This window comes from Pseudomonas sp. GB2N2 (assembly GCF_054897705.1).
Genome location: NZ_CM142701.1, coordinates 358,513 through 378,239, shown reverse-complemented (window position 1 = coordinate 378,239; position 19,727 = coordinate 358,513). Strand labels below are relative to the sequence as shown.

Sequence of the window (19,727 nt, the reverse complement as noted above, 5' to 3'; positions counted from 1 at the left end):
GCGTCAGAACGGTGGGGAGTCCAAAGATTTCGGCAAACTCCTGACTCAAATCATTCGGACTGAATCTCGATTAAGCGATCCTCACGGCTTTTTTGCCTCTACGCTGGAGTTGCCAGCACCTTTCACCGGAGTTTTTAGTGTTCGCCAACCTTCTGATCATTCTCGCCTCCTCCCTGGTGGTGATTGCACTGTTCCAGCGCCTGCGCCTGCCGCCAGTGCTGGGTTACCTGTGCGTGGGGTTGATGATAGGGCCGACGGCGCTCAATTGGATCAATGAAAGCGAGGAGTTGCCCGACCTCGCCGAGCTCGGGGTGGTATTCCTGCTGTTTTCTCTCGGCCTGGAATTTTCCCTGTCGAAAATGCTCGCATTGCGCAAAGTTGTGTTCCGATTGGGCAGCCAGCAAGTGCTGATCACCGCGCTACTGCTGGGGAGTTTGCTGATGCTGTTCGGCATGGCGGCGACGCCTGCACTACTGCTCGGCGCCGGTCTGTCGTTGTCTTCTACCGCCATTGTCAGCAAGGAGCTAAGCAGCCTCGGCGAGATTTTCAGCAGCCACGGCCAGAATGCTATTGCCGTGCTGCTGTTCCAAGACATCGTGGCCGTGTTGCTGCTGACCCTGGTGCCGGTGTTCGCCGGCAGCAGCACTCAGGCCTGGTATTGGGCGTTACCCGTGACGCTGGGCAAGACCGTTGGGCTTTTTATCGGTCTGCTGCTGGCCAGTCGCTGGTTGTTGCCACGGCTTTTCCATGAGGTGGCCGCGGCCCGTTCCGCGGAATTGTTTGTCCTGCTGGCGCTGGTGATCGTCTTGCTGACGGCTTGGCTGACTCATCTGCTTGGGCTTTCACCTGCTCTGGGCGCCTTTCTCGCCGGCATGTTGCTGGGCGAAAGCCACTACCGCCATCAGATCGAAGCCGACATCCGCCCGTTCCGCGACATCCTGCTCGGCGTATTTTTCGTCAGCATCGGCATGCTCATCGACTTGCAGTTGTTCGTCAGCCACGGCGTGCTGATTCTCGGTTTGACCCTGGGGTTGCTGTTGATCAAGGGTTGCGTGGTTGCGCTGCTGGTCCAGTGGCGTGGCAGCGATGGCGAAACAGCCTGGCGCAGCGGACTGGCATTGGCTCAGGGTGGCGAGTTCTGCTTCGCGCTGATGGCACTGATGCAACAGAACAAGCTGATGCCCGCTGAAGTGGGCGGATTGCTATTGGCTGCAACGTTCTGTTCGATGCTGGTGACGCCACTGTTGCTGCGCGCCGCGCCTCGGCTTGCAACGCGCCTGCACCGCAAGCCCAACGAAGAAGCCAAACTCGAGGAAATCAGCGCACTCAATGCCGGACTACACAGCCATGTCGTGATTTGCGGTTACGGTCGTGTCGGTCAATCAATCGGCCGCTTTTTGCGGCATGCACAGCAACCCTACATTGCGCTGGATAATGATCCCGTGCGTGTCCAGGAAGCGGCCGTGGGTGAAACCTGCGTGCACTATGGCGATTCTCGCCGGGGCGAATTGCTGGTCGCCGTCGGGTTGGAGCGTGCGCGGCTGTTGGTGATCGCCGTGGACCAGAGCGACATTGCCCTGCTGATCCTCAAAGAGGCGCGCCGATTCAATTCGAGTGTGCCGATCCTGGTGCGCACGCGGGATGACAGCCAGTTGGCCGAATTGAAAGCGGCCGGCGCCAGCGAGGTGGTACCCGAATTGCTGGAGTCGAGCCTGATGCTCGCCTCCCACGCGTTGATCATGCTGGGTTTGCCCGGCCAGCAAGTTCAGGACCGGGTGGATCAGGTGCGACGTGATCGTTACCGCCTGCTGCATGGTTTTTACCCCGGGGCCGACGATGCCGAGAATTGACTCAATCCTGGCTCACGGCGCCGATCTTGTGCACCGACAGGTCTGCGCCGTAATACTCTTCTTCCTGGCTCAGGCGCAGGCCATGAAGCGCCTTGATCACGCCATACACTGCAAAGCCGCCGGCCAGTGCCACGACTACACCCAGCGAGGTGCCGATCAACTGGCTGATCAGACTCACGCCGCCCAGACCGCCCAATGCGCCCTGTCCGAAAATGCCGCAGGCAATTCCGCCCCACACTCCGCACAAGCCATGCAATGGCCAGACCCCCAAGACGTCATCAATGTGCCATTTGCCTTGGGCGGCGGTAAAGCACCAGACAAACAACGCACCGGCGATGGCCCCCGTCGCCAGCGCTCCCACCGGATGCATCAGATCGGAACCGGCGCAGATCGCCACCAATCCGGCCAACGGACCGTTATGCAGAAAGCCAGGGTCGTTGCGCCCGACAATCAGCGCCGCCACAGTGCCACCGACCATTGCCATCAACGAATTCACCGCCACCAACCCGCTGACACCTTGCAAGGTTTGCGCGCTCATCACGTTGAAACCGAACCAGCCGACGATCAGGATCCACGACCCCAGCGCGAGAAACGGAATGCTCGAGGGTGCGAAAGCCACCAGTTTTCCATCGCGATAGCGACCTTGTCTTGGCCCGAGCAACAACACCGCGGCCAATGCCAGCCAACCGCCCATGGCATGGACCACCACCGAGCCTGCGAAATCGTGGAAACCAGCACCAAAGCGCGCCAGCAACCAGGCTTGCAGACCATAGTTGCCGTTCCAGATCATGCCTTCGAAAAACGGATAGATGAACGCCACGATCAACGCTGTCGCGCACAACTGCGGCACAAACCGGGCGCGCTCGGCGATGCCGCCGGAAATGATCGCGGGTATCGCCGCCGCGAACGTCAGCAGAAAGAAAAACTTCACGAGGCCATAACCATGATCGGCGTTGATCACCGCCGCCGGCTGCAGAAAGGTCACCCCGTAGGAAATCCAATAGCCTATAAAGAAGTAGGCCAAGGTCGAAATGGCGAAATCGCTGAGGATCTTCGACAAGGCATTAACCTGGTTTTTCTGCCGAACCGTACCGACTTCGAGAAAGGCAAAACCGGCGTGCATGGCCAAAACCATGACAGCACCGATCAGAATGAACAATGTATTGGAACTATGGACCAGACTGTCCACAGCGCTTTGCAGATTTTCCATGGGGTTGGCAGACCTAAAGGCTAAAAAGCACTAAAGCAGGTCGCGCAGAGAATTCGTGCACCATGTTGCGACCGTTCCGGGATGACGAATAATCCCGGTGATCCGCTTTGGCGCACAAGACAGGACCCTTTGCGCGAGTTTTCGTTATTCGGGATTAGGCTTTGCTCGAATCATGCCCGGCAACAGCGCAATAACCGGGCTAACGCACCAAGACACAGCAAGAGTTGTACCAGACATTTGTACTGAACCTTCGCGCAAGGCTCATACTCGAACGCAACAGAAGCCACTTACGGAGATCACCAATGGCCAGCATCAAGGCAAAGACTGCTCAAGAAATTCTGATGAACGATTTTCAGACACTGGTCAGCGACACAGAGCGACTGCTTGAACACACAGCAACGTTGGCTGGCGATCAGGCTGATGAGCTGCGTGAGCAAATCCACGACAGCCTGCTGCGTGCACGCGAAACCTTGAAACTGACTGAAGACTCCCTGCGTGAACGCGGCCAGGCCGCCGTTACCGCCACCGAGGACTATGTCCAGGCCAACCCATGGCAGTCGGTCGGTATTGCGGCCGGCGTGGGATTCCTGATCGGCCTGCTGGCAACGCGGCGCTGATTATGGCGATCGGCGAATCCGGCTCGTCCGCGACGGGCCCCAGCTCTTCACCGCGGCGCCTGGGTGCCGCATTCCTTGGCCTGCTGCACAGTCATGTCGAACTGTTCGGCATCGAATTGCAGGAACAGAAAGCCCGGACCGTCAGCCTGCTGCTGTTCGCAGGCTTGGCGCTGGTGTTTGCCCTGCTGTTGCTGGTGGGATTGTCGACGCTGGTCATGATCCTGTTCTGGGACACCTATCGCCTGCCGGCCATCATCGGGCTTTGCGTGTTCTACGTTCTCGCCTGCATCTTCTGCGGAATGCGATTGCGAGCAGCAATCTTCGATGAGTCCTCGCCCTTCCATGGCACCCTGGAAGAACTGGCCAACGATCGGGAGCGCCTGCTGCCATGAGCCTGCCTGAACTGCCTCACAACAGCTCGCGTACAGAAATGCGCAAGGCGTTGATCCGTCTGCGCATGGAAATGCATCGCCAGGAAATTCGCCAAGAATCCGCGCAATTACTGCAGCCTCTGCAACGGGTGCGCGGGATGACGCAGAACCTGCAAGGCGGTTTTGGCATCAAGCATGCGCCGCTCTGGGGCATGGCGGCCGTGACGCTGCTCGGTTTTCTGACCGGCAAGGGCGCTAAGGGCGGCGGCACGAGCAGCCTGACTCGACTGGTACGCTTGGGCACCACATTGGGGCCTTTGATCAAGTTGGTCATGCAGGGCTCTGCGCCGAGACACTAAGGCCACTATCTGGCTGCATTCTTGCAACATCACCGGGATGAACCTCTTTATCGAGAGGTTCAAACCTGCGTGCCCACCCGGCCTTCAGTTCTCAACAAAAAACAAGATCTACTAAGGAGGCCTCGTGATCGACGGGCAACCGCTCGCCTGCTTTCAACCATTCATCGATACCGCCACCGGTCGTATCGCCGGTGTCGAAGCATTGGGCCGACTGCGCCGGGCCGACGGCCAACTCACCTCGGTCGGACCGCTATTTGCCGACCCGCGAACGCCTGCGATTGCCCTGCGACGCCTTGATCGCCAGATCCGCGATAACGCCTTGAGCCGTCTGCATGAAGCGCCCGCTGACTGGTTTCTCAGTCTGAACATGTCGCCGCGCTGGATCAGCAGGTTGCGCCCGGACCAGGCACTGCCGAGCCTCAAGCAATTGACCCGGCATGGCGTCGAACCACAGCGAATCGTTTTCGAAATCACCGAACTGGGCGGCGACATCCAGCGCCTGGCCGATGTGGTGGCGCGATACCGACAAGCCGGTGCGCGGATCGCCATCGACGATTTCGGCGCCGGGTATTCACAACTCGATCGCGTACTCGCCCTGCAACCGGACATTCTCAAGCTGGATATGCGCTTGTTCCAGGCCGCCGCGTTGGGAGGGCCGAGCAGCGATGTGGTCAAGGCACTCGCGCAAATGGCCGAAAAAACCGGGTGCTGGATCATTGCCGAAGGCGTCGAAACCGAAGCGCAACTGAATTTTGCGCTGGAATGTGGCTCGCGCTATGTGCAGGGCTTTCTGTTCGCCCGTGCGCAAGCGGACTTCTTTGCAACGGACGCTTTTGTCGAGCGCTTCGCCCAACTGCGCCAGCGCTATGTCCAGCAAAAACTCGCTGAACGTGGCCGACTGATGATCATGCGCCAGCAGCTCGGCGAGTTGATGTCCATCTTGCAAACCTGGGCCCAGGCCCGTGCGCCGCTCAGCGCTCTTCCGCAACTGGATGCCTTTCCCTGGCTGTTGCGCTTCTATCAGTGCGACCGTCACGGCACGCAATTGACGCCGAATCTGGAGTGGCGCAACAACCGCTGGGAAGCCGACGATCGCTACCTGGGGCACAACTGGTCATGGCGCCCGTACTTTTATCACTTGTTGGCAGAGGGCTGGGACGAGCGCCGACTGACGCTTTCCAACACGTACCGGGATGCCACCAGCAATCAGTACTGCCTCACTGCGGGACAATTTTTCAACAATGGCGAGCGCCTGCTGCTCATCGATATTGACGCCGCCGGGTTGTAGTTCCGCTTGCAGGCTCCGGTGTGAAACGGGAAGCTAGGCGCTCAGTCACCTGACGGAGAGAACCAGCCTTGGATTGGCAAACCCTGCTCACCCGCGAACGCCTCGGAAAGCCTCTGCACAGCCCGGAAGAACTTGGCCGCAGCCCTTTCCACAAAGATCACGACCGCATCATTTTCTCCGGAGCTTTTCGCCGTCTCGGGCGCAAGACCCAAGTCCATCCGGTCTCCAGCAACGATCACATCCACACGCGCCTGACCCACTCTCTGGAAGTCAGTTGCGTCGGCCGTTCGCTGGGCATGCGCGTCGGTGAAACCATCCGCAGCGCCCTTCCCGACTGGTGTGAACCCAGCGACCTGGGCATGGTGGTCCAATCGGCCTGCCTGGCTCACGACATTGGCAACCCGCCCTTCGGTCACTCCGGTGAGGACGCGATCCGCCACTGGTTCCTGCAGGCAGCAGGACGTGGCTGGCTGGACGCGATGAGCGAAGTCGAACGCAATGATTTCCTCAATTTCGAAGGCAATGCCCAAGGTTTCCGGGTGCTCACGCAGTTGGAGTACCACCAGTTCGATGGCGGCACCCGGTTGACCTACGCCACGCTGGGTACATATTTGAAATACCCCTGGACGGCCAAGCACGCAGACTCACTGGGTTACAAGAAACACAAATTCGGCTGTTACCAGAGTGAGCTGCCGCTGCTGGAGCAGATTGCTCATAAACTTGGCTTGCCGCAACTTGAAGACCAACGCTGGGCACGCCATCCGTTGGTGTACCTGATGGAAGCGGCCGATGACATCTGCTACGCGCTGATCGATCTCGAAGATGGCCTGGAAATGGAGCTGCTGGAGTACGCCGAAGTGGAGTCCCTGCTGCTGGACCTCGTAGGCGACGATCTTCCAGAAACCTATCGCCAGCTCGGCCCGCTGGATTCGCGTCGGCGCAAATTGGCGATCCTGCGCGGTAAAGCCATTGAGCACCTGACCAACGCCGCCGCCCGTGCCTTCGTCGAGCAACAGGACGCGCTGCTGTGCGGCACGCTGCCCGGTGATCTGGTCGAACACATGCACGGTCCCGCCAAGCGCTGTGTATTGAACGCCAAAGACATGGCGCGCAAGAAGATCTTCCAGGACAAGCGCAAGACCCTGCACGAAATCGGCGCCTATACCACGCTGGAAATTCTGCTCAATGCTTTCTGTGGTGCGGCGCTGGAACCGCACAACGGTCGCACGCCGTCGTTCAAGAGCCGCCGTGTCCTCGACCTGTTGGGTAACGGTGCACCCGACCCCCACGGCCCTTTGCACGCTTCATTCCTGCGCATGATTGATTTCATTGCGGGGATGACCGACAGCTATGCCAGTGAAATGGCACTGGAGATGACGGGGCGCTCGAGCCACTGACGAAAACCGGTTGATCAGTCATTACACCACCAGTAATGGCTGATCTGCCTTCTAACGCTAAATTGCACTCAGCTTTTGCGAATTCCCCTACACCTCACGCCGAGCAAACTGATCGATTGTTCGCCTTTCTCGAGGAACAATGAGACGCCCCTCTGTATGAGAGTTGACGCGTGAGTAATCCCAAGTCCGAAGACGATTGGCGCATCCTGCTGGTGGAAGATCATCCCTTTCAACTAAGGGCGACTCAGTGCCTGCTGGAAAGTTACGGTTTCACTCAACTGACAACTTCCGACAGCGCCCAAGGGGCCTTGCAACACATGCTGACGGCGGTGCAACCGTTTGACATTCTATTGTGCGATCAATGTCTGCCCGATCTTTGTGGGCTCGAACTGGTCCAGCTTGCCAGCCACTTGGGGATGATCAGACAAGCGATACTATTAAGCAGCTTGACGCGCAGAGAACTCGACGGATTGGAAAAAGCCGCAAACGCACAGGGCGTGCCCTTACTTGGCTATCTGATAAAACCATTGAAACAATCGGAATTTAGAAAATTATTGAATTCAACGCGATATTAAATAACCACCGTCAACAGTTATCAGCCAATACAAACTTAAGCGCGTGAAGCCAATCTTCACGAACTGATTAACCACCAACAACTTCACCTCGTCCTCATTCAAAACCTAGTTGATTCGTAGTCCTATTCTTCTTTCTTTGTAGGACTATTCCTATATTGCTGCTAGAGGTCCGTCGGTTCATACGTCCCATCAACTATCTGAGCTAAGGTGCGCGCTTTATTGGCCTCGCATGGGATTTGATCATGAACTCCGTTTTTATTGTCGACGACCACCCGGTCATCCGCCTTGCCGTCCGAATGTTACTCGAGCACGAAGGCTACAAAGTTGTTGGCGAATCCGATAATGGGGTCGATGCAATGCAGATGGTTCGTGAATGCATGCCCGACCTGGTCATTCTCGATATCAGCATCCCAAAACTGGATGGGCTCGAAGTTCTCGCACGCTTCAACGCAATGAGTACACCGCTGAAAACACTGGTATTAACAGCGCAATGCCCGACGCTGTTCGGTATTCGCTGCATGCAATCCGGCGCATCTGGTTATGTCTGCAAACAGGAAGACTTGAGTGAACTGGTGAGTGCCATAAAAGCAGTATTGTCCGGTTACAACTACTTCCCCAGCCAGGCCTTGAACCCAGTTCGCGGTGATGACTTGCGTTGCGCCGAGCTGGAACTGTTCAAATCAGTCAACGACAGAGAGCTGATGGTATTGCAACTTTTTGCTCAAGGCCGAACCAACAAAGAAATTGCCAAGGGCATGTTTCTCAGTAACAAAACTGTCAGCACTTATAAAAAAAGACTCATGCAAAAACTCAAGGCCAAATCCCTGGTTGAACTCATAGAGATGGCAAAACGTAACGCATTGGTGTGAGACACAGGATGCCCCGTCGTATAAAGGATTATCTGATACTCATGGCGGCAGGGTTATGCCTGAGCACTTCAGTGCCTGCTGCGCAGGCTGCCGGCGAACATTTCACCCTGCTCAGTCGTTCGACTGTCAGGCATCTGGAAATCCAACTGGCCCCCTCTCAACGACAATGGATAACCAATAAACGCGAACTGATTCTGGGCACGTCGGCACCGGACTATCCGCCGTTCGACCTGACCCTCAGCGGCAAAGACTACGAAGGTCTCACCGCCGATTACGCGGGCATCCTTGGCACAACCCTGGGTTTACCGGTCAAGGTCCAGCGCTTCGCGTCTCGCGGGGCTGCGATCAAGGCGCTCGAAAAAGGCGAAGTCGATTTGCTCGGCACTGCCAATGGATTCGAGGCTCACAATGCCGACATCGTGTTGTCTGCGCCTTACGCCGTGGACCAACCGGTTCTGGTGACCCGCGAAGGAGAAACGCGATCCCTGGCCGATGGCCTTGCCGGCTTGCGCTTGAGCATGGTGTATCACTATTTGCCACTGGAGGAAGTCAGGGCCCTTTACCCCAAAGCGATCATTACGTCGTACCCGTCCTATCAGAATGCAATCAATGCAGTGGCCTTTGACCAGGCCGACGTATTCCTGGGTGACACCATCTCGACCCATTACATGATCAACAAGGGTTATCTGAACAATATCCGCATGGCGAATTTCGGCAAGCACGAAGCCCACGGGTTTAGCTTCGCCGTGCAAAAAAACAACCCGCAGCTGCTCGGGATCATCAACGCGATGCTCATGGCCATCCCCGCCAACGATCGGCAAAATATCGCCGAGCGTTGGAGTGCTGGCAGCGACATACTTCTCACCGACCAGAAGTTACAGCTCACCCATGCCGAGGAACTCTGGCTGGCGCAACATCCGGTGGTGCGCGTTGTGGTCAATGAGGCCTTCGCGCCCCTGACTTTTTTCGACAGCGAGGGCAATTTTCGCGGGGTGACCGCGGACCTGCTCGAACTGATCAGACTCCGTACCGGCCTGCGCTTTGACATTCGCCGCAGCCGAAGCGATGACGAGATGATCGAGCAGATCAACGACAACCAGGCGGACGTGATTGCCGCCTTGCTGCCCAGCGCCGAGCGTGAAAAAACCCTGAATTTCACTCGCCCCTACCTGCAAAACTCCTTTGTCCTGTTGACTCGAAAAACCACCGACAGCCCGGCGAACCTTGAGCAGTTGGCGGGTAAACGCCTGACCATCGCTCAAGGCAATCCGCTGGTGGATTACCTGCGCCAGGAATTCCCGCGGATCAGATTAATTGAAACGCCGGACACGTTCAGCGCCGTGGAGTTGCTCGCTGAAGGCAGGGCCGAAGGTTCGGTGAACTCACTGGTGATCGCCAACTACTTCATTTCATCACGGCTTTTCGAATCCACCCTTCAGATCAGGACCACCATCGGTACGCGCCAGGCTGCGTTTTCACTGGCGACCGGGCGAGAAGCCAAAGAGCTGAATGCCATTCTGAACAAGGCACTGCTGAGCATCGCCCCCGAAGAACTGGGCATTATCAACAGCCGCTGGCGTGGCTATTCGGCCTCCTCGCAAAGCACCTGGCGCAACTATCAGCGTTTGTTCTATCAGATTGTTATCGGGGCCGGCGTGTTGCTGCTGCTTTCCGCGGCCTGGAATGCCTGCATGCGTCGCCAGATCAAACAGCGTCAGGCAGCCGAGCACGCGCTGAATGACCAATTGACCGAGCGGCGCCATCTGTTCGAGGAACTGCGCTGTGCAAAGGAGCGCGCCGATGACGCCAACCGCGCCAAAAGCATTTTTCTGGCAACCATGAGTCATGAAATCCGCACGCCAATGAATGCGGTCATCGGCATGCTCGAACTGACACTCAAGCGCATCGAACGCCACCATCCGGACCGACCGGCCATTGAAGTCGCCTACAACTCGGCCAAGGATCTGCTGGAACTGATCGGGGACATTCTCGACATCGCACGGATTGAATCCGGGCGTCTGAGCCTGAATCCGGAACGGGTGAACCCCAGTGAAATCGTCGGGGCAGTGGTGCGGATCTTCGAGGGGCTGGCGCGCCAGAAGAACCTCGAACTGTTGCTGGAACTCAATCCGGCCAATCCGGCAATCGATGTCCTGCTGGACCCGATGCGTTTCAAACAGGTGCTGTCGAATCTGATCAGCAACGCTATCAAATTCACGGAGCAGGGCCAGGTCACGGTCACCGTGGAGTTGCTTGCGACAGCGCAACCGGAGCAAGTGCAGCTGCTGTTGCAGGTTGAGGACAGCGGCATCGGCATCAGCGAACAGGACCAACGAAGACTGTTCGAACCCTTCGCCCAGGCCGATGACACCGGACAGTCAGGCAGAGGTGGCGCCGGCCTGGGTCTGGTTATCAGCCGAAGTCTGTGCGAAATGATGGGCGGCAGTCTGCATCTGGGCAGCCAGCCGGGCGTTGGCACCCAAGTCCAGGTGTCGCTGTTCCTGACCGCTCTGCCAGTCGAGCCGGTGGCGTACATCACTGAAACGCCCCTTCACACCTGCGCAACGCCGCTGAACATTCTGGTAGTCGACGATCACCCGGCCAATCGTTTGCTGATGTGTCAACAGCTTGAGTTTCTGGGGCACCGGTTCAGTGTCGCCGAGGACGGTGAAGCAGGACTGGCGGCGTGGAAAGCGGGACAGTTCGATCTGGTGATTGTCGACTGCAACATGCCGGTCATGAATGGATACGAACTCGCCCGCGCCATCCGCAGCCATGAACATCAATTACATCGCCCCCCGTGCACCGTGCTGGGATTTACCGCCAACGCCCAAGCGGAAGAAATCCAGCGCTGCAAACTGGCAGGGATGGACGACTGCCTGTTCAAGCCGCTGACTCTGAGAGCCTTGAGCCAATGGGTTGCAGGCATCGCACCAATCGACGGCGACCCCGCCTTCAGCCTCGCAGGGCTGCACTTGTTGACAGGAGGCAACCCGGCAATGGACCTGCGATTGCTGACGGAACTGCTTTCCAGTAACCGTCATGACCGACGAGCACTGCAAGCACTCGCGAGTTCAAGCGACCCGAGGCTGTTTCTCGATATCGCCCACAAAATCAAAGGCGCTGCGAGGATCGTCCAGGCCAGCCGGTTGATCGACAGTTGCGAGGCGCTGGAACACGTTTGCCATCAGGTTGGAGAGTTCCATCCTGACGAAGTGGATGAACGCAGCAAAGCCCTGGCGCACGCGATGCTCGAACTGGAGCAGGCATTGCTGCAACAAATTGCCAAAAACGACGAAAGCAGAATCATGGAGGCTTAACTATGCTTGGTCGCTGAGCAGTGTGTTAAACATCATGGAGTGACCCTGCAATGCCCAGCCCACTGCGCCCGGATCAACGGCGGTTTCCCCTGCACGTGCACATCAGCGTGATGTTTACCTTGCTGCTGCTGCTGACCGGCGTGGTGCTGGGCCTTTTCAACTATCGGCAAACTACGCAGATCATTCTTTCCAGCAGTGAAAAGCTCTTCGAACGCATCGAGCAGGACGTCCGGCTGGACTTGCACGCGACCTATGAACCGATCCGTCATCTGTTGAGCCTGTTGGTGTACAACCCGGCAGCGCAGGCGCCTGACCTGCAACAACGACTGGCGTTGCTCGGCCCCTTCAGCCAGTCACTGAAGGACAACCCAGACCTGGCCTCGTTGTACCTGGGCTACGACGACGGTGATTTCTTCATGGTTCGCCCGCTGCGGACCCAGGACCTGAAAACCCTGCTCAACGCCCCGGACGCCGCGGCTTACCAGGTATGGAGCATCGAACGAAACGGCAGCAGCGAACCGGGGCACTCCCAATCATTGTTTTTCGATCAGGACCTGAACTTCCTCAGCCGTCAGGACAACGCCGGCGACACCTTCGATCCGCGCACACGTGCCTGGTTTTCCAGTGCCCGCCGCAACAACGATCAGATCACCACCGAACCCTACCTCTTTTTTTCCACCCACAACGTTGGCACCACCCTGGCCCGACGAAGTGGTACGCACGCGATCATGGCCGCCGACCTGACGCTCGAAGAACTGTCCGCCACCCTGGCCAAACACGTCGTCACGCCCAGTACCCAAATCGTGCTATTCGATGCCCAGGGTAATGCCGTCGCCTACCCTGACAGCCGCAAGCTGATCGTGGATGACCAGACAGCCCGCTTGAGCAAGGCCGCCGACCTGAGCCCCGGCCTCGGTGCATTGCTCAACAGTCCCCCCACCGGTAATCGGTTGGAGGCCGTTGGCCGGCAATGGATCGTTGCTCGCAGCAGCATGCAGGAAGGCGGACCCCAGGGACTGCAACTGGCGCTGCTGGTGCCGGAAGACGAATTGCTCGCCGACGCCTACCGCATGCGCTGGCAAGGTGCGTTGATCACGTTGGCCACGCTGCTGCTGTGCCTGCCGCTAGGCTGGTTGACCTCGAGAATCCTGGTCAAACCCCTGCGCATATTGGTCCAGGAAGCCGATGCCATTCGCAGCTTCAATTTCAACTTGCCGATCTCCCGCCGCTCTCCGGTGCTCGAAGTCGATCAATTGAGCGTGTCGATGACTCGCATGAAAGACACCTTGGCGAGTTTTTTCCAGATCACCGACAGTTTGAGCGCCGAGACCCGGTTTGCACCCTTGCTGGAACGGGTGTTGTTTGAAACGGTGAAGATCGGCCAGGCCCAGGCGGGTCTGATCTACCTGCGGGAAAATGAGGGTGATCGCCTGGCGCCTCACGGGCTGGTGATCAATGACAGTTCACAGGCATTGTCCGCGTTCGACATTCGCGGCCACGCCCCCCAGGACCCACAAAGCCCGGCCTGGCTGCTGCAGCTGTCAAATGCAGACAACGTGGTCACCAGTCTCGGTTTCGAACAGGCGCAAGATTTGCAGAAAGTCTTGTTGGCCATGGAGTGCCCGCGGGTGCACCTGATCGGCATCCGCCTGCACAATCGCCACAACGAAACCGTGGGTCTGCTGATCCTTCTGCTTGAGGACAGCGGAGATCAACGTGATCTGGAAAAGCTCCGTCCGGACCGCATTGCGTTCCTCCAGGCCGTATCCGGCGCTGCGGCCGTGAGTATTGAAAGCCAGCGACTGCAAGCCAAACAGAAACAGCTGCTGGACGCCTTCATTCAACTACTCGCCGGCGCGATCGATGCCAAGAGCCCCTACACCGGTGGTCACTGCCAGCGAGTGCCGGCGCTGACGTTGATGCTCGCCCAGGCTGCGGCGGCGAGCCAGGAGCCGGCCTTCAGCGGCTATCAACCCACCGAAGACGAGTGGGAGGCGCTGCATATCGCCGCGTGGCTGCATGATTGCGGCAAGGTCACCACGCCGGAGTATGTCGTCGATAAGGCCACGAAACTGGAAACCCTGAACGACCGCATCCACGAAATCCGTACCCGTTTCGAAGTGCTCAAGCGCGATGCCTGGATCAATTACTGGCAAGCCATCGCCCTGGGCGGTGACGAACAGCCGCTGGCGGAGGTGCGCAATGCCAGCCTGGCGGAGCTGGACGATGATTTCGCCTTCGTGGCCCGCTGCAACCTGGGCGGCGAAGCGATGGCCGAGGTCGATCTGCAACGCCTGCGCGCCCTCGCCCAACGCACCTGGACCCGAACTTTGGACGATCGACTGGGGGTTTCCTGGGAAGAAAATCGACGCCAGGCGCGAACACCCGCGCTGCCCCTTCCGGTCAGCGAGCCACTGTTGGCGGACAAACCCGAACACCTGCTCGAACGCGCCGAGGGCGAACTGATTCCGGAAGACAATTCCTGGGGTTTCAAACTTGATGCGCCCCGCTACAAGTACAACCGCGGCGAGCTCTACAACCTGAGCATTGCCCGAGGCACACTGACGCGCGAGGAGCGTTACATCATCAATCACCACATGGTGCAGACGATCCTGATGCTCAGCCACCTGCCCTTCCCCGGCCACCTTAATAACGTCGCGGAAATCGCCGGCGGCCACCATGAAAAAATGGACGGCACCGGTTATCCCAAACAGTTGACGCGCGAAGAAATGAGCCTGCCCGCGCGAATGATGGCGATTGCCGATATTTTCGAAGCGCTGACCGCTGCCGACCGCCCGTACAAGAAAGCCAAATCACTGAGCGAGGCGCTGGGCATCATGGCCTTCATGTGCCGTGATGCCCACATCGACCCCGAGCTGTTCGAGCTGTTCATCAGCGCCGAGATCTACCGGCAATACGCCGATCAATACCTCGATCCCCAGCAGATCGACGCTGTAGACCCGTCAAGTCTGCTGAAAAAGGCTGGCTTGCGGGCATGATCAGCAGTCGGTCAGGCGCAGGAAAATTGCCGCCAGTTTTTCGATTCCGGCCTGATCGTCAACGGTAAACCGTGCGAGCTTCGGGCTGTCGAGATCCAGCACCCCGATCAGGCGACCGTCCTTGACCAGCGGCACGACCAGCTCGCTGTTCGAGGCGCTGTCGCAGGCAATGTGCCCGGGGAAAGCGTGGACGTCTTCCACCAATTGGGTCTGCAACGTCGCCGCCGCTGCCCCGCAGACGCCACGACCAAAAGGAATTCGCACGCAGGCGATCTGTCCCTGAAACGGTCCAAGTACCAGCTCTTCATTGCGATTTAGGTAGAAACCCGCCCAGTTCAGGTCATCGAGCTGGTTGTACAGAAATGCCGAAAACTGTGCGGCGTTGGCGATGAAATCCCGCTCGTCCGCCAACAGTGACTCAAGCTGCGCGTGCAACATGCCGTAGCCTTCAAGGCCCTGGCCGCTTTGCTGTAAATCGATCATGCCTTGCGCTCCAACAGCTTCAGTCCAACCCAATAGCGGGCAAATTGATAGGCGCAACGTCCATTGCGATTGCCCCGGCCGGTGGCCCAGCGCACCGCGAGGATGTCCAGTTCTTCGTCACGCTGCCACTCCAGGCCGGCCTTGTCGGCCAGTTGCCTGATCCAGTGCTCGACCACGTCGAGGAAGTGATCCTGGGTAAACGGGTAGAACGACAGCCACAGGCCGAAACGGTCCGACAGTGCGATCTTGTCCTCTACCGCCTCGCTGGGATGCAGTTCGCCGTCGACGCGTTTCCAATTCTCGTTATCGCTGTCCTTTTCCGGGACCAGGTGGCGACGGTTCGACGTGGCATACAGCAAGACGTTGTCCGGCGCTTGTTCGAGGGAGCCGTCGAGCACGCTCTTGAGCACACGATAGTCGCCTTCGCCTGACTCGAACGACAAGTCATCGCAGAACAGCACGAATCGCTGGGGTAGCTTGGCGATTTGCTCGACCACCCGCGGCAAGTCCGCCAGGTGATCGCGCTCAATCTCGATCAGGCGCAGACCGGCCTTGGCGTGTTCGGCCAGCAACGCACGCACCAGCGACGATTTCCCCGTACCCCGCGCGCCCCAGAGCAACGCGTGGTTGGCGGGCAGGCCGTCGATGAATTGCTGGGTATTGCGCCCCAACTGCTCCAATTGCCGGTCGACACCGATCAGGTCGGACAAGCGCATGTCGAGGCTGACTTCCAGCGGCAGCAGAAAACCGCTGCGGCCCTCGCGCTGCCAGCGTGCGGCCAGGCATTGCGTCCAGTCGATGGCTTGACGAGGCGCGGGTAGTAGCGGTTCGATACGGGCCAGAACGGCATCGGCGCGTTCAAGAAAAGCATTCAATCGGGAATCCACGTCTTCTCCTCGGGCACGTTCACAGTAATGATGGCGCTACAGCGACGAAACACGGCGTTCGTGCTTGGGTCACCCCTTGTTGCACAAGGGCTCGCGAGAACATCGGCATCCACGCATGATCGACTATGCTTGAGCAGCGAAGGGAAACGGAAGTGATTCGACACCCCATGGATATCAAGTTCACCAACCGGCTGTCTTACAAGCAAGCCAGGGTTACCGTGCTGGTCGGTTTCATTCTTGGCACGCTGCTCAGCCTGCTGCAAATAGGCATCGATTATGCCAGTGAAGACGCCTCCATCAACCGGGAAATACAGTCTTTACTGGAAATCAGCCACAACCCTGCCTCGCGAATCGCCTACAACATCGACGCCGAACTCGCCCAAGAACTGACCCTGGGCCTGCTGCGCTCACCGGCGATCATCGGCGCGCAATTGATCGATAACAACGGTTCGGTGCTGGCCAACGTCAAGCGCCCGGGCGCCCAGAGCGGCTATCGGGTGATCAGTGACTTTCTTTTTGGCGCTGATAGGACGTTCGAAGACCGTTTGTACCTGGATCACCTGCCGAATGAATCCCTCGGCACCTTGCGCCTGGATGTCGACACTTATTCATTCGGCAGCCGTTTCCTGAAACGGGCCGAAATCACCTTGCTCAACGGTTTCGCCCGCAGCCTGCTCCTGACCGGGATCCTGCTGGCGTTGTTCTACGTAATGCTGACCAAACCTCTGGTGCGGGTCATTCGTGAACTCAGCGGCCGCGATCCGCGCAGTGTCGAACCCACCTGGCTGGAGTACCCGGCGGGCCATGAAAACGATGAGATCGGCGTGCTGGTCAAGGTTGCGAACCAGCAGTTCGAAAACATCGCCACCGAAATCCAGCAGCGGCGCAATGCCGAAAACCGCCTGACCGACTACCTTGGGCAACTGGAAAATATCGTGTCGGCGCGCACCGCGGAACTCAAGGCAATCAACAACCGGCTTAGCCAATCCAATCAAGAACTGGAAGTCGCACGCAGCACCGCACTGGACATGGCGGAAGCACGCTCGGTGTTCCTTGCCAACATGAGCCACGAGATCCGCACGCCACTCAATGGCTTGCTGGGGATGATCGCGCTGTCGCTGGACGGCCCACTGAATGCCGAGCAGCAGCAACAGCTGTCCATCGCTCATGACTCAGGCAAAGTGTTGGTGGAATTGCTCAACGATATTCTCGACCTGTCGAAATTCGACGCTGGCCAGCTCGAACTCGAACACATTCCGTTCGACCTCGGTTCGCTGGTCGAGGACACCGCCAACCTGCTGTCGCAGAATGCCGCGCCTAGCGTCGAGCTGACCTGCCTGATCGAACCGGCATTTCCGGCGCTGGTACTCGGGGACCCGACCCGTGTGCGGCAGATCGTCAGCAACCTCCTGTCCAATGCGCTCAAGTTCACTCGGTTTGGCCGGGTCGATGTACGCCTGTCGACGATCGAACAAGGCGTGCGGATCGAAGTCTGCGACACCGGCATCGGCATTGCCCAGGACGCTCAGGTCAAAATATTCCAGCCGTTTACCCAGGCCGGCGCCGGCATCACCCGGCAATTCGGCGGCACAGGCTTGGGGCTGGCGCTGACCTACAACCTGTGCGAAGCCATGCAGGGGCGCCTCACCATCAGCTCGGAAGCGGGCTTTGGCAGTCAGTTTTGCGCCGAGCTACCGCTGCCTTGTCACACCCGCGCTTTACGCCCGGCGACGTTGCGCGGCAAGGTCATCGCCGTCACCGCCGCCAACAGCGGCCTGGCCGAACTGTTGAAGAGCCTGTTGCCCGGTTGGGGGCTCGATTATCAACAGTGTTCGATCGACGATTCGATGATCGGTCTGCAGCCCGATATGGTCATCACCGATTGCCCCGAATGCCTGTTTGCTCTACGCCCCACCTGCAGCGCGCCGATTTTGCTGGTGACGGCCTACGGCAGTTTCATGCCCAGCGAACAGGCCAGTATTCTGGCGCCTTTGCAGCAGCAGGCGCGACCACTGGCGCGCAACGCGTTGTACCAGACCTTGCGAAGAATCCTGCAACCGGAAATCAACACCCTGAACGACGCCCGACTCGAAGCCCTTTCACCCCAGCGGCGCGGTCGGGTGCTGCTGGTAGAAGACAATCCGGTCAATCAGTTGGTGGCCAAGGGCATGCTCGGCAAGCTTGGCTGCGAGGTGATTGTCGCGGCTCACGGCGGTGAAGCGCTTGATCAACTTGAGCACAGTGAGTTCGACCTGGTGCTGATGGACTGCAACATGCCCGTGATGGACGGCTACGAAGCCAGTCGGCAAATCCGCCGCAGCGGGCGCTGGCCACAACTGCCCATTGTCGCCCTGACCGCCAACGCCATGTCCGAAGAGCGCGACCGTTGTCGGGCGGCAGGCATGAGCGATTACCTGGCCAAACCGTTCCGCCGTGAGGAATTGGCCGCACTGCTGGACGTGTGGATGCCGGCTACGACAGTGCCTTGATTTGCCCCAACAGGTGATCGAGGCCATCACGCAAATCGTTAAGCCGATCCAGATCGACGCCGCTGTCGCACAACAGACGGGCCTTGAGCGGCCCGACCTGATCACGCAACGCCAGGCCAGTGGGCGACAAACTCAGGTGCATCTCACGCTCGTCCCGCGCCGAACGCTGGCGCTGGACCAGTTGCAGTTGCTCAAGCCGCTTGAGCAGCGGCGTCAACGTTCCGGAGTCCAGCGCCAAACGCTCGCCAAGGACTTTGACCGTCGGCCGCTGCGGCGCAGCGTCCTGCCATTCCCACAACACCAGCATCGCCAGGTACTGCGGGTAAGTCAGGCCGAGCTGATCGAGCATCGGCTTGTAGGCACGAATTACCGCCCGCGACGCGGCGTACAGCTTGAAGCAGAGCTGGCTGTCGAGTTTCAGCGAGTCGACGGACAAGGTGTTCATTTGAGCAGGGCTTCGATCTCGCGGGTCAGGTCCTGCGGTTTGGTCGCCGGGGCAAAGCGCTTGACCAGCTGCCCATCCTTGCCAATCAGGAACTTGGTGAAGTTCCACTTGATACCTTGGGACCCCAGCACGCCCGGCGCACGCTTTTTCAGCTGCACGAACAGCGGATGGGCGCCGGTGCCGTTGACATCGATCTTCTTGAACAGCGGAAAGCTGACACCGAAGTTCAACTCGCAGAACTCGGAAATCGCCCCTTCGTTGCCTGGCTCCTGCTTGCCGAACTGATTGCAGGGAAAACCGAGCACCACCAGCCCCTGATCCTTATAGGTCTGCCACAACTGCTCAAGGCCTTTGTACTGCGGGGTGAAACCGCATTTGCTCGCGGTGTTGACCACCAGCACGGCTTTGCCGGCGTAATCCGCCAGGGTCTTTTGCTCGCCCTTGATGGTGGTGCAAGGGATGCTCAGCAGATTGTCGCTCATGTTTCGAACTCTTGTATGAATGAACAGAAGCTAAACATAGCGAGCAATTGAATTGTGTGCAATTTAATTGCTCGATCTTCCGCCAC

16 protein-coding genes are annotated in these 19,727 nt (G+C 58.6%); 11 read left to right on the top strand and 5 right to left on the bottom strand.

The genetic code is table 11. From position 1 onward, the window contains the following. Positions 1-137: 137 nt before the first annotated feature. On the top strand, positions 138-1,850 hold the full coding sequence (locus ACYZT4_RS01815; protein WP_461984785.1) for a cation:proton antiporter: 1,713 nt from the start codon (positions 138-140) through the stop codon (positions 1,848-1,850). Position 1,851: 1 nt separating this feature from the next. Here ACYZT4_RS01815 and ACYZT4_RS01810 read toward each other — a convergent pair whose 3' ends face one another. After that, the gene (locus tag ACYZT4_RS01810; RefSeq protein WP_461984783.1) at positions 1,852-3,060 is read right to left on the bottom strand and encodes an ammonium transporter; all 1,209 of its coding nucleotides are present in this window, start codon (positions 3,058-3,060) and stop codon (positions 1,852-1,854) included. Positions 3,061-3,362: 302 nt separating this feature from the next. Here ACYZT4_RS01810 and ACYZT4_RS01805 point away from each other — a divergent pair, with 302 nt between their 5' ends. The 9 genes from ACYZT4_RS01805 (at position 3,363) to ACYZT4_RS01765 (ending at position 14,855) form a co-directional block, all read left to right on the top strand. Further along, positions 3,363-3,677 (top strand): ElaB/YgaM/YqjD family protein, encoded by a 315-nt coding sequence (locus ACYZT4_RS01805; RefSeq protein ID WP_150713107.1) that lies wholly within the window; start codon positions 3,363-3,365, stop codon positions 3,675-3,677. Between the two features lie 2 nt (positions 3,678-3,679). Next, complete coding sequence (locus ACYZT4_RS01800) at positions 3,680-4,069, top strand: phage holin family protein (RefSeq protein ID WP_461984781.1); 390 nt, start codon at positions 3,680-3,682, stop codon at positions 4,067-4,069. After that, the gene (locus tag ACYZT4_RS01795; RefSeq protein WP_461984779.1) at positions 4,066-4,407 is read left to right on the top strand and encodes a hypothetical protein; all 342 of its coding nucleotides are present in this window, start codon (positions 4,066-4,068) and stop codon (positions 4,405-4,407) included. Before ACYZT4_RS01800 ends, ACYZT4_RS01795 begins: the two co-directional genes overlap by 4 nt. A gap of 124 nt (positions 4,408-4,531) precedes the next feature. Further along, a complete protein-coding gene (locus ACYZT4_RS01790; protein WP_461984777.1) occupies positions 4,532-5,695 on the top strand; it encodes an EAL domain-containing protein in 1,164 nt (387 codons plus the stop codon). A gap of 68 nt (positions 5,696-5,763) precedes the next feature. Then, positions 5,764-7,092, top strand: coding sequence for a deoxyguanosinetriphosphate triphosphohydrolase (locus ACYZT4_RS01785; RefSeq protein ID WP_461984775.1), 1,329 nt, complete (start codon positions 5,764-5,766; stop codon positions 7,090-7,092). A gap of 170 nt (positions 7,093-7,262) precedes the next feature. Next, entirely contained in the window at positions 7,263-7,667 is a 405-nt protein-coding gene (locus ACYZT4_RS01780; protein WP_461984773.1) for a response regulator, read from the top strand. A 242-nt stretch (positions 7,668-7,909) separates the two neighbouring features. Then, positions 7,910-8,536, top strand: a complete 627-nt coding sequence (locus ACYZT4_RS01775) for a response regulator transcription factor (RefSeq protein WP_084321121.1) — start codon at positions 7,910-7,912, stop codon at positions 8,534-8,536. A gap of 8 nt (positions 8,537-8,544) precedes the next feature. Continuing rightward, positions 8,545-11,856 carry a transporter substrate-binding domain-containing protein gene (locus ACYZT4_RS01770; RefSeq protein ID WP_461984771.1) on the top strand — a complete coding sequence of 1,104 codons (3,312 nt, stop codon included), beginning with the start codon at positions 8,545-8,547 and terminating at the stop codon, positions 11,854-11,856. Between the two features lie 50 nt (positions 11,857-11,906). After that, positions 11,907-14,855, top strand: a complete 2,949-nt coding sequence (locus ACYZT4_RS01765; protein ID WP_461984770.1) for an HD domain-containing phosphohydrolase — start codon at positions 11,907-11,909, stop codon at positions 14,853-14,855. Here ACYZT4_RS01765 and ACYZT4_RS01760 read toward each other — a convergent pair whose 3' ends face one another. Next, the gene (locus tag ACYZT4_RS01760) at positions 14,856-15,338 is read right to left on the bottom strand and encodes a GAF domain-containing protein (protein WP_461984768.1); all 483 of its coding nucleotides are present in this window, start codon (positions 15,336-15,338) and stop codon (positions 14,856-14,858) included. Continuing rightward, the gene (locus tag ACYZT4_RS01755; protein WP_461984766.1) at positions 15,335-16,225 is read right to left on the bottom strand and encodes an ATP-binding protein; all 891 of its coding nucleotides are present in this window, start codon (positions 16,223-16,225) and stop codon (positions 15,335-15,337) included. Before ACYZT4_RS01755 ends, ACYZT4_RS01760 begins: the two co-directional genes overlap by 4 nt. Before the next feature lie 167 nt (positions 16,226-16,392). Here ACYZT4_RS01755 and ACYZT4_RS01750 point away from each other — a divergent pair, with 167 nt between their 5' ends. After that, entirely contained in the window at positions 16,393-18,714 is a 2,322-nt protein-coding gene (locus ACYZT4_RS01750) for a hybrid sensor histidine kinase/response regulator (protein WP_461984765.1), read from the top strand. Here the strand turns inward: ACYZT4_RS01750 and ACYZT4_RS01745 are convergent. Together ACYZT4_RS01745 and ACYZT4_RS01740 are read right to left on the bottom strand one after the other, a co-directional pair. Next, positions 18,698-19,159 (bottom strand): MarR family winged helix-turn-helix transcriptional regulator, encoded by a 462-nt coding sequence (locus ACYZT4_RS01745; RefSeq protein ID WP_461984763.1) that lies wholly within the window; start codon positions 19,157-19,159, stop codon positions 18,698-18,700. The two genes, ACYZT4_RS01750 and ACYZT4_RS01745, sit on opposite strands and share 17 nt — an antisense overlap. Further along, the gene (locus ACYZT4_RS01740) at positions 19,156-19,641 is read right to left on the bottom strand and encodes a glutathione peroxidase (protein WP_461984761.1); all 486 of its coding nucleotides are present in this window, start codon (positions 19,639-19,641) and stop codon (positions 19,156-19,158) included. Before ACYZT4_RS01740 ends, ACYZT4_RS01745 begins: the two co-directional genes overlap by 4 nt. Positions 19,642-19,727: the final 86 nt, after the last annotated feature.

Excerpts from the sequence above, each read along its gene's own strand:
- ACYZT4_RS01775 (WP_084321121.1), top strand. The coding sequence starts at position 7,910 with ATGAACTCCGTTTTTATTGTCGACGACCACCCGGTCATCCGCCTTGCC.
- ACYZT4_RS01795 (WP_461984779.1), top strand. The coding sequence starts at position 4,066 with ATGAGCCTGCCTGAACTGCCTCACAACAGCTCGCGTACAGAAATGCGC.
- ACYZT4_RS01800 (WP_461984781.1), top strand. The coding sequence starts at position 3,680 with ATGGCGATCGGCGAATCCGGCTCGTCCGCGACGGGCCCCAGCTCTTCA.
- ACYZT4_RS01740 (WP_461984761.1), bottom strand. The coding sequence starts at position 19,641 with ATGAGCGACAATCTGCTGAGCATCCCTTGCACCACCATCAAGGGCGAG.
- ACYZT4_RS01765 (WP_461984770.1), top strand. The coding sequence starts at position 11,907 with ATGCCCAGCCCACTGCGCCCGGATCAACGGCGGTTTCCCCTGCACGTG.
- ACYZT4_RS01750 (WP_461984765.1), top strand. The coding sequence starts at position 16,393 with ATGGATATCAAGTTCACCAACCGGCTGTCTTACAAGCAAGCCAGGGTT.
- ACYZT4_RS01810 (WP_461984783.1), bottom strand. The coding sequence starts at position 3,060 with ATGGAAAATCTGCAAAGCGCTGTGGACAGTCTGGTCCATAGTTCCAAT.
- ACYZT4_RS01760 (WP_461984768.1), bottom strand. The coding sequence starts at position 15,338 with ATGATCGATTTACAGCAAAGCGGCCAGGGCCTTGAAGGCTACGGCATG.
- ACYZT4_RS01770 (WP_461984771.1), top strand. The coding sequence starts at position 8,545 with ATGCCCCGTCGTATAAAGGATTATCTGATACTCATGGCGGCAGGGTTA.
- ACYZT4_RS01805 (WP_150713107.1), top strand. The coding sequence starts at position 3,363 with ATGGCCAGCATCAAGGCAAAGACTGCTCAAGAAATTCTGATGAACGAT.
- ACYZT4_RS01745 (WP_461984763.1), bottom strand. The coding sequence starts at position 19,159 with ATGAACACCTTGTCCGTCGACTCGCTGAAACTCGACAGCCAGCTCTGC.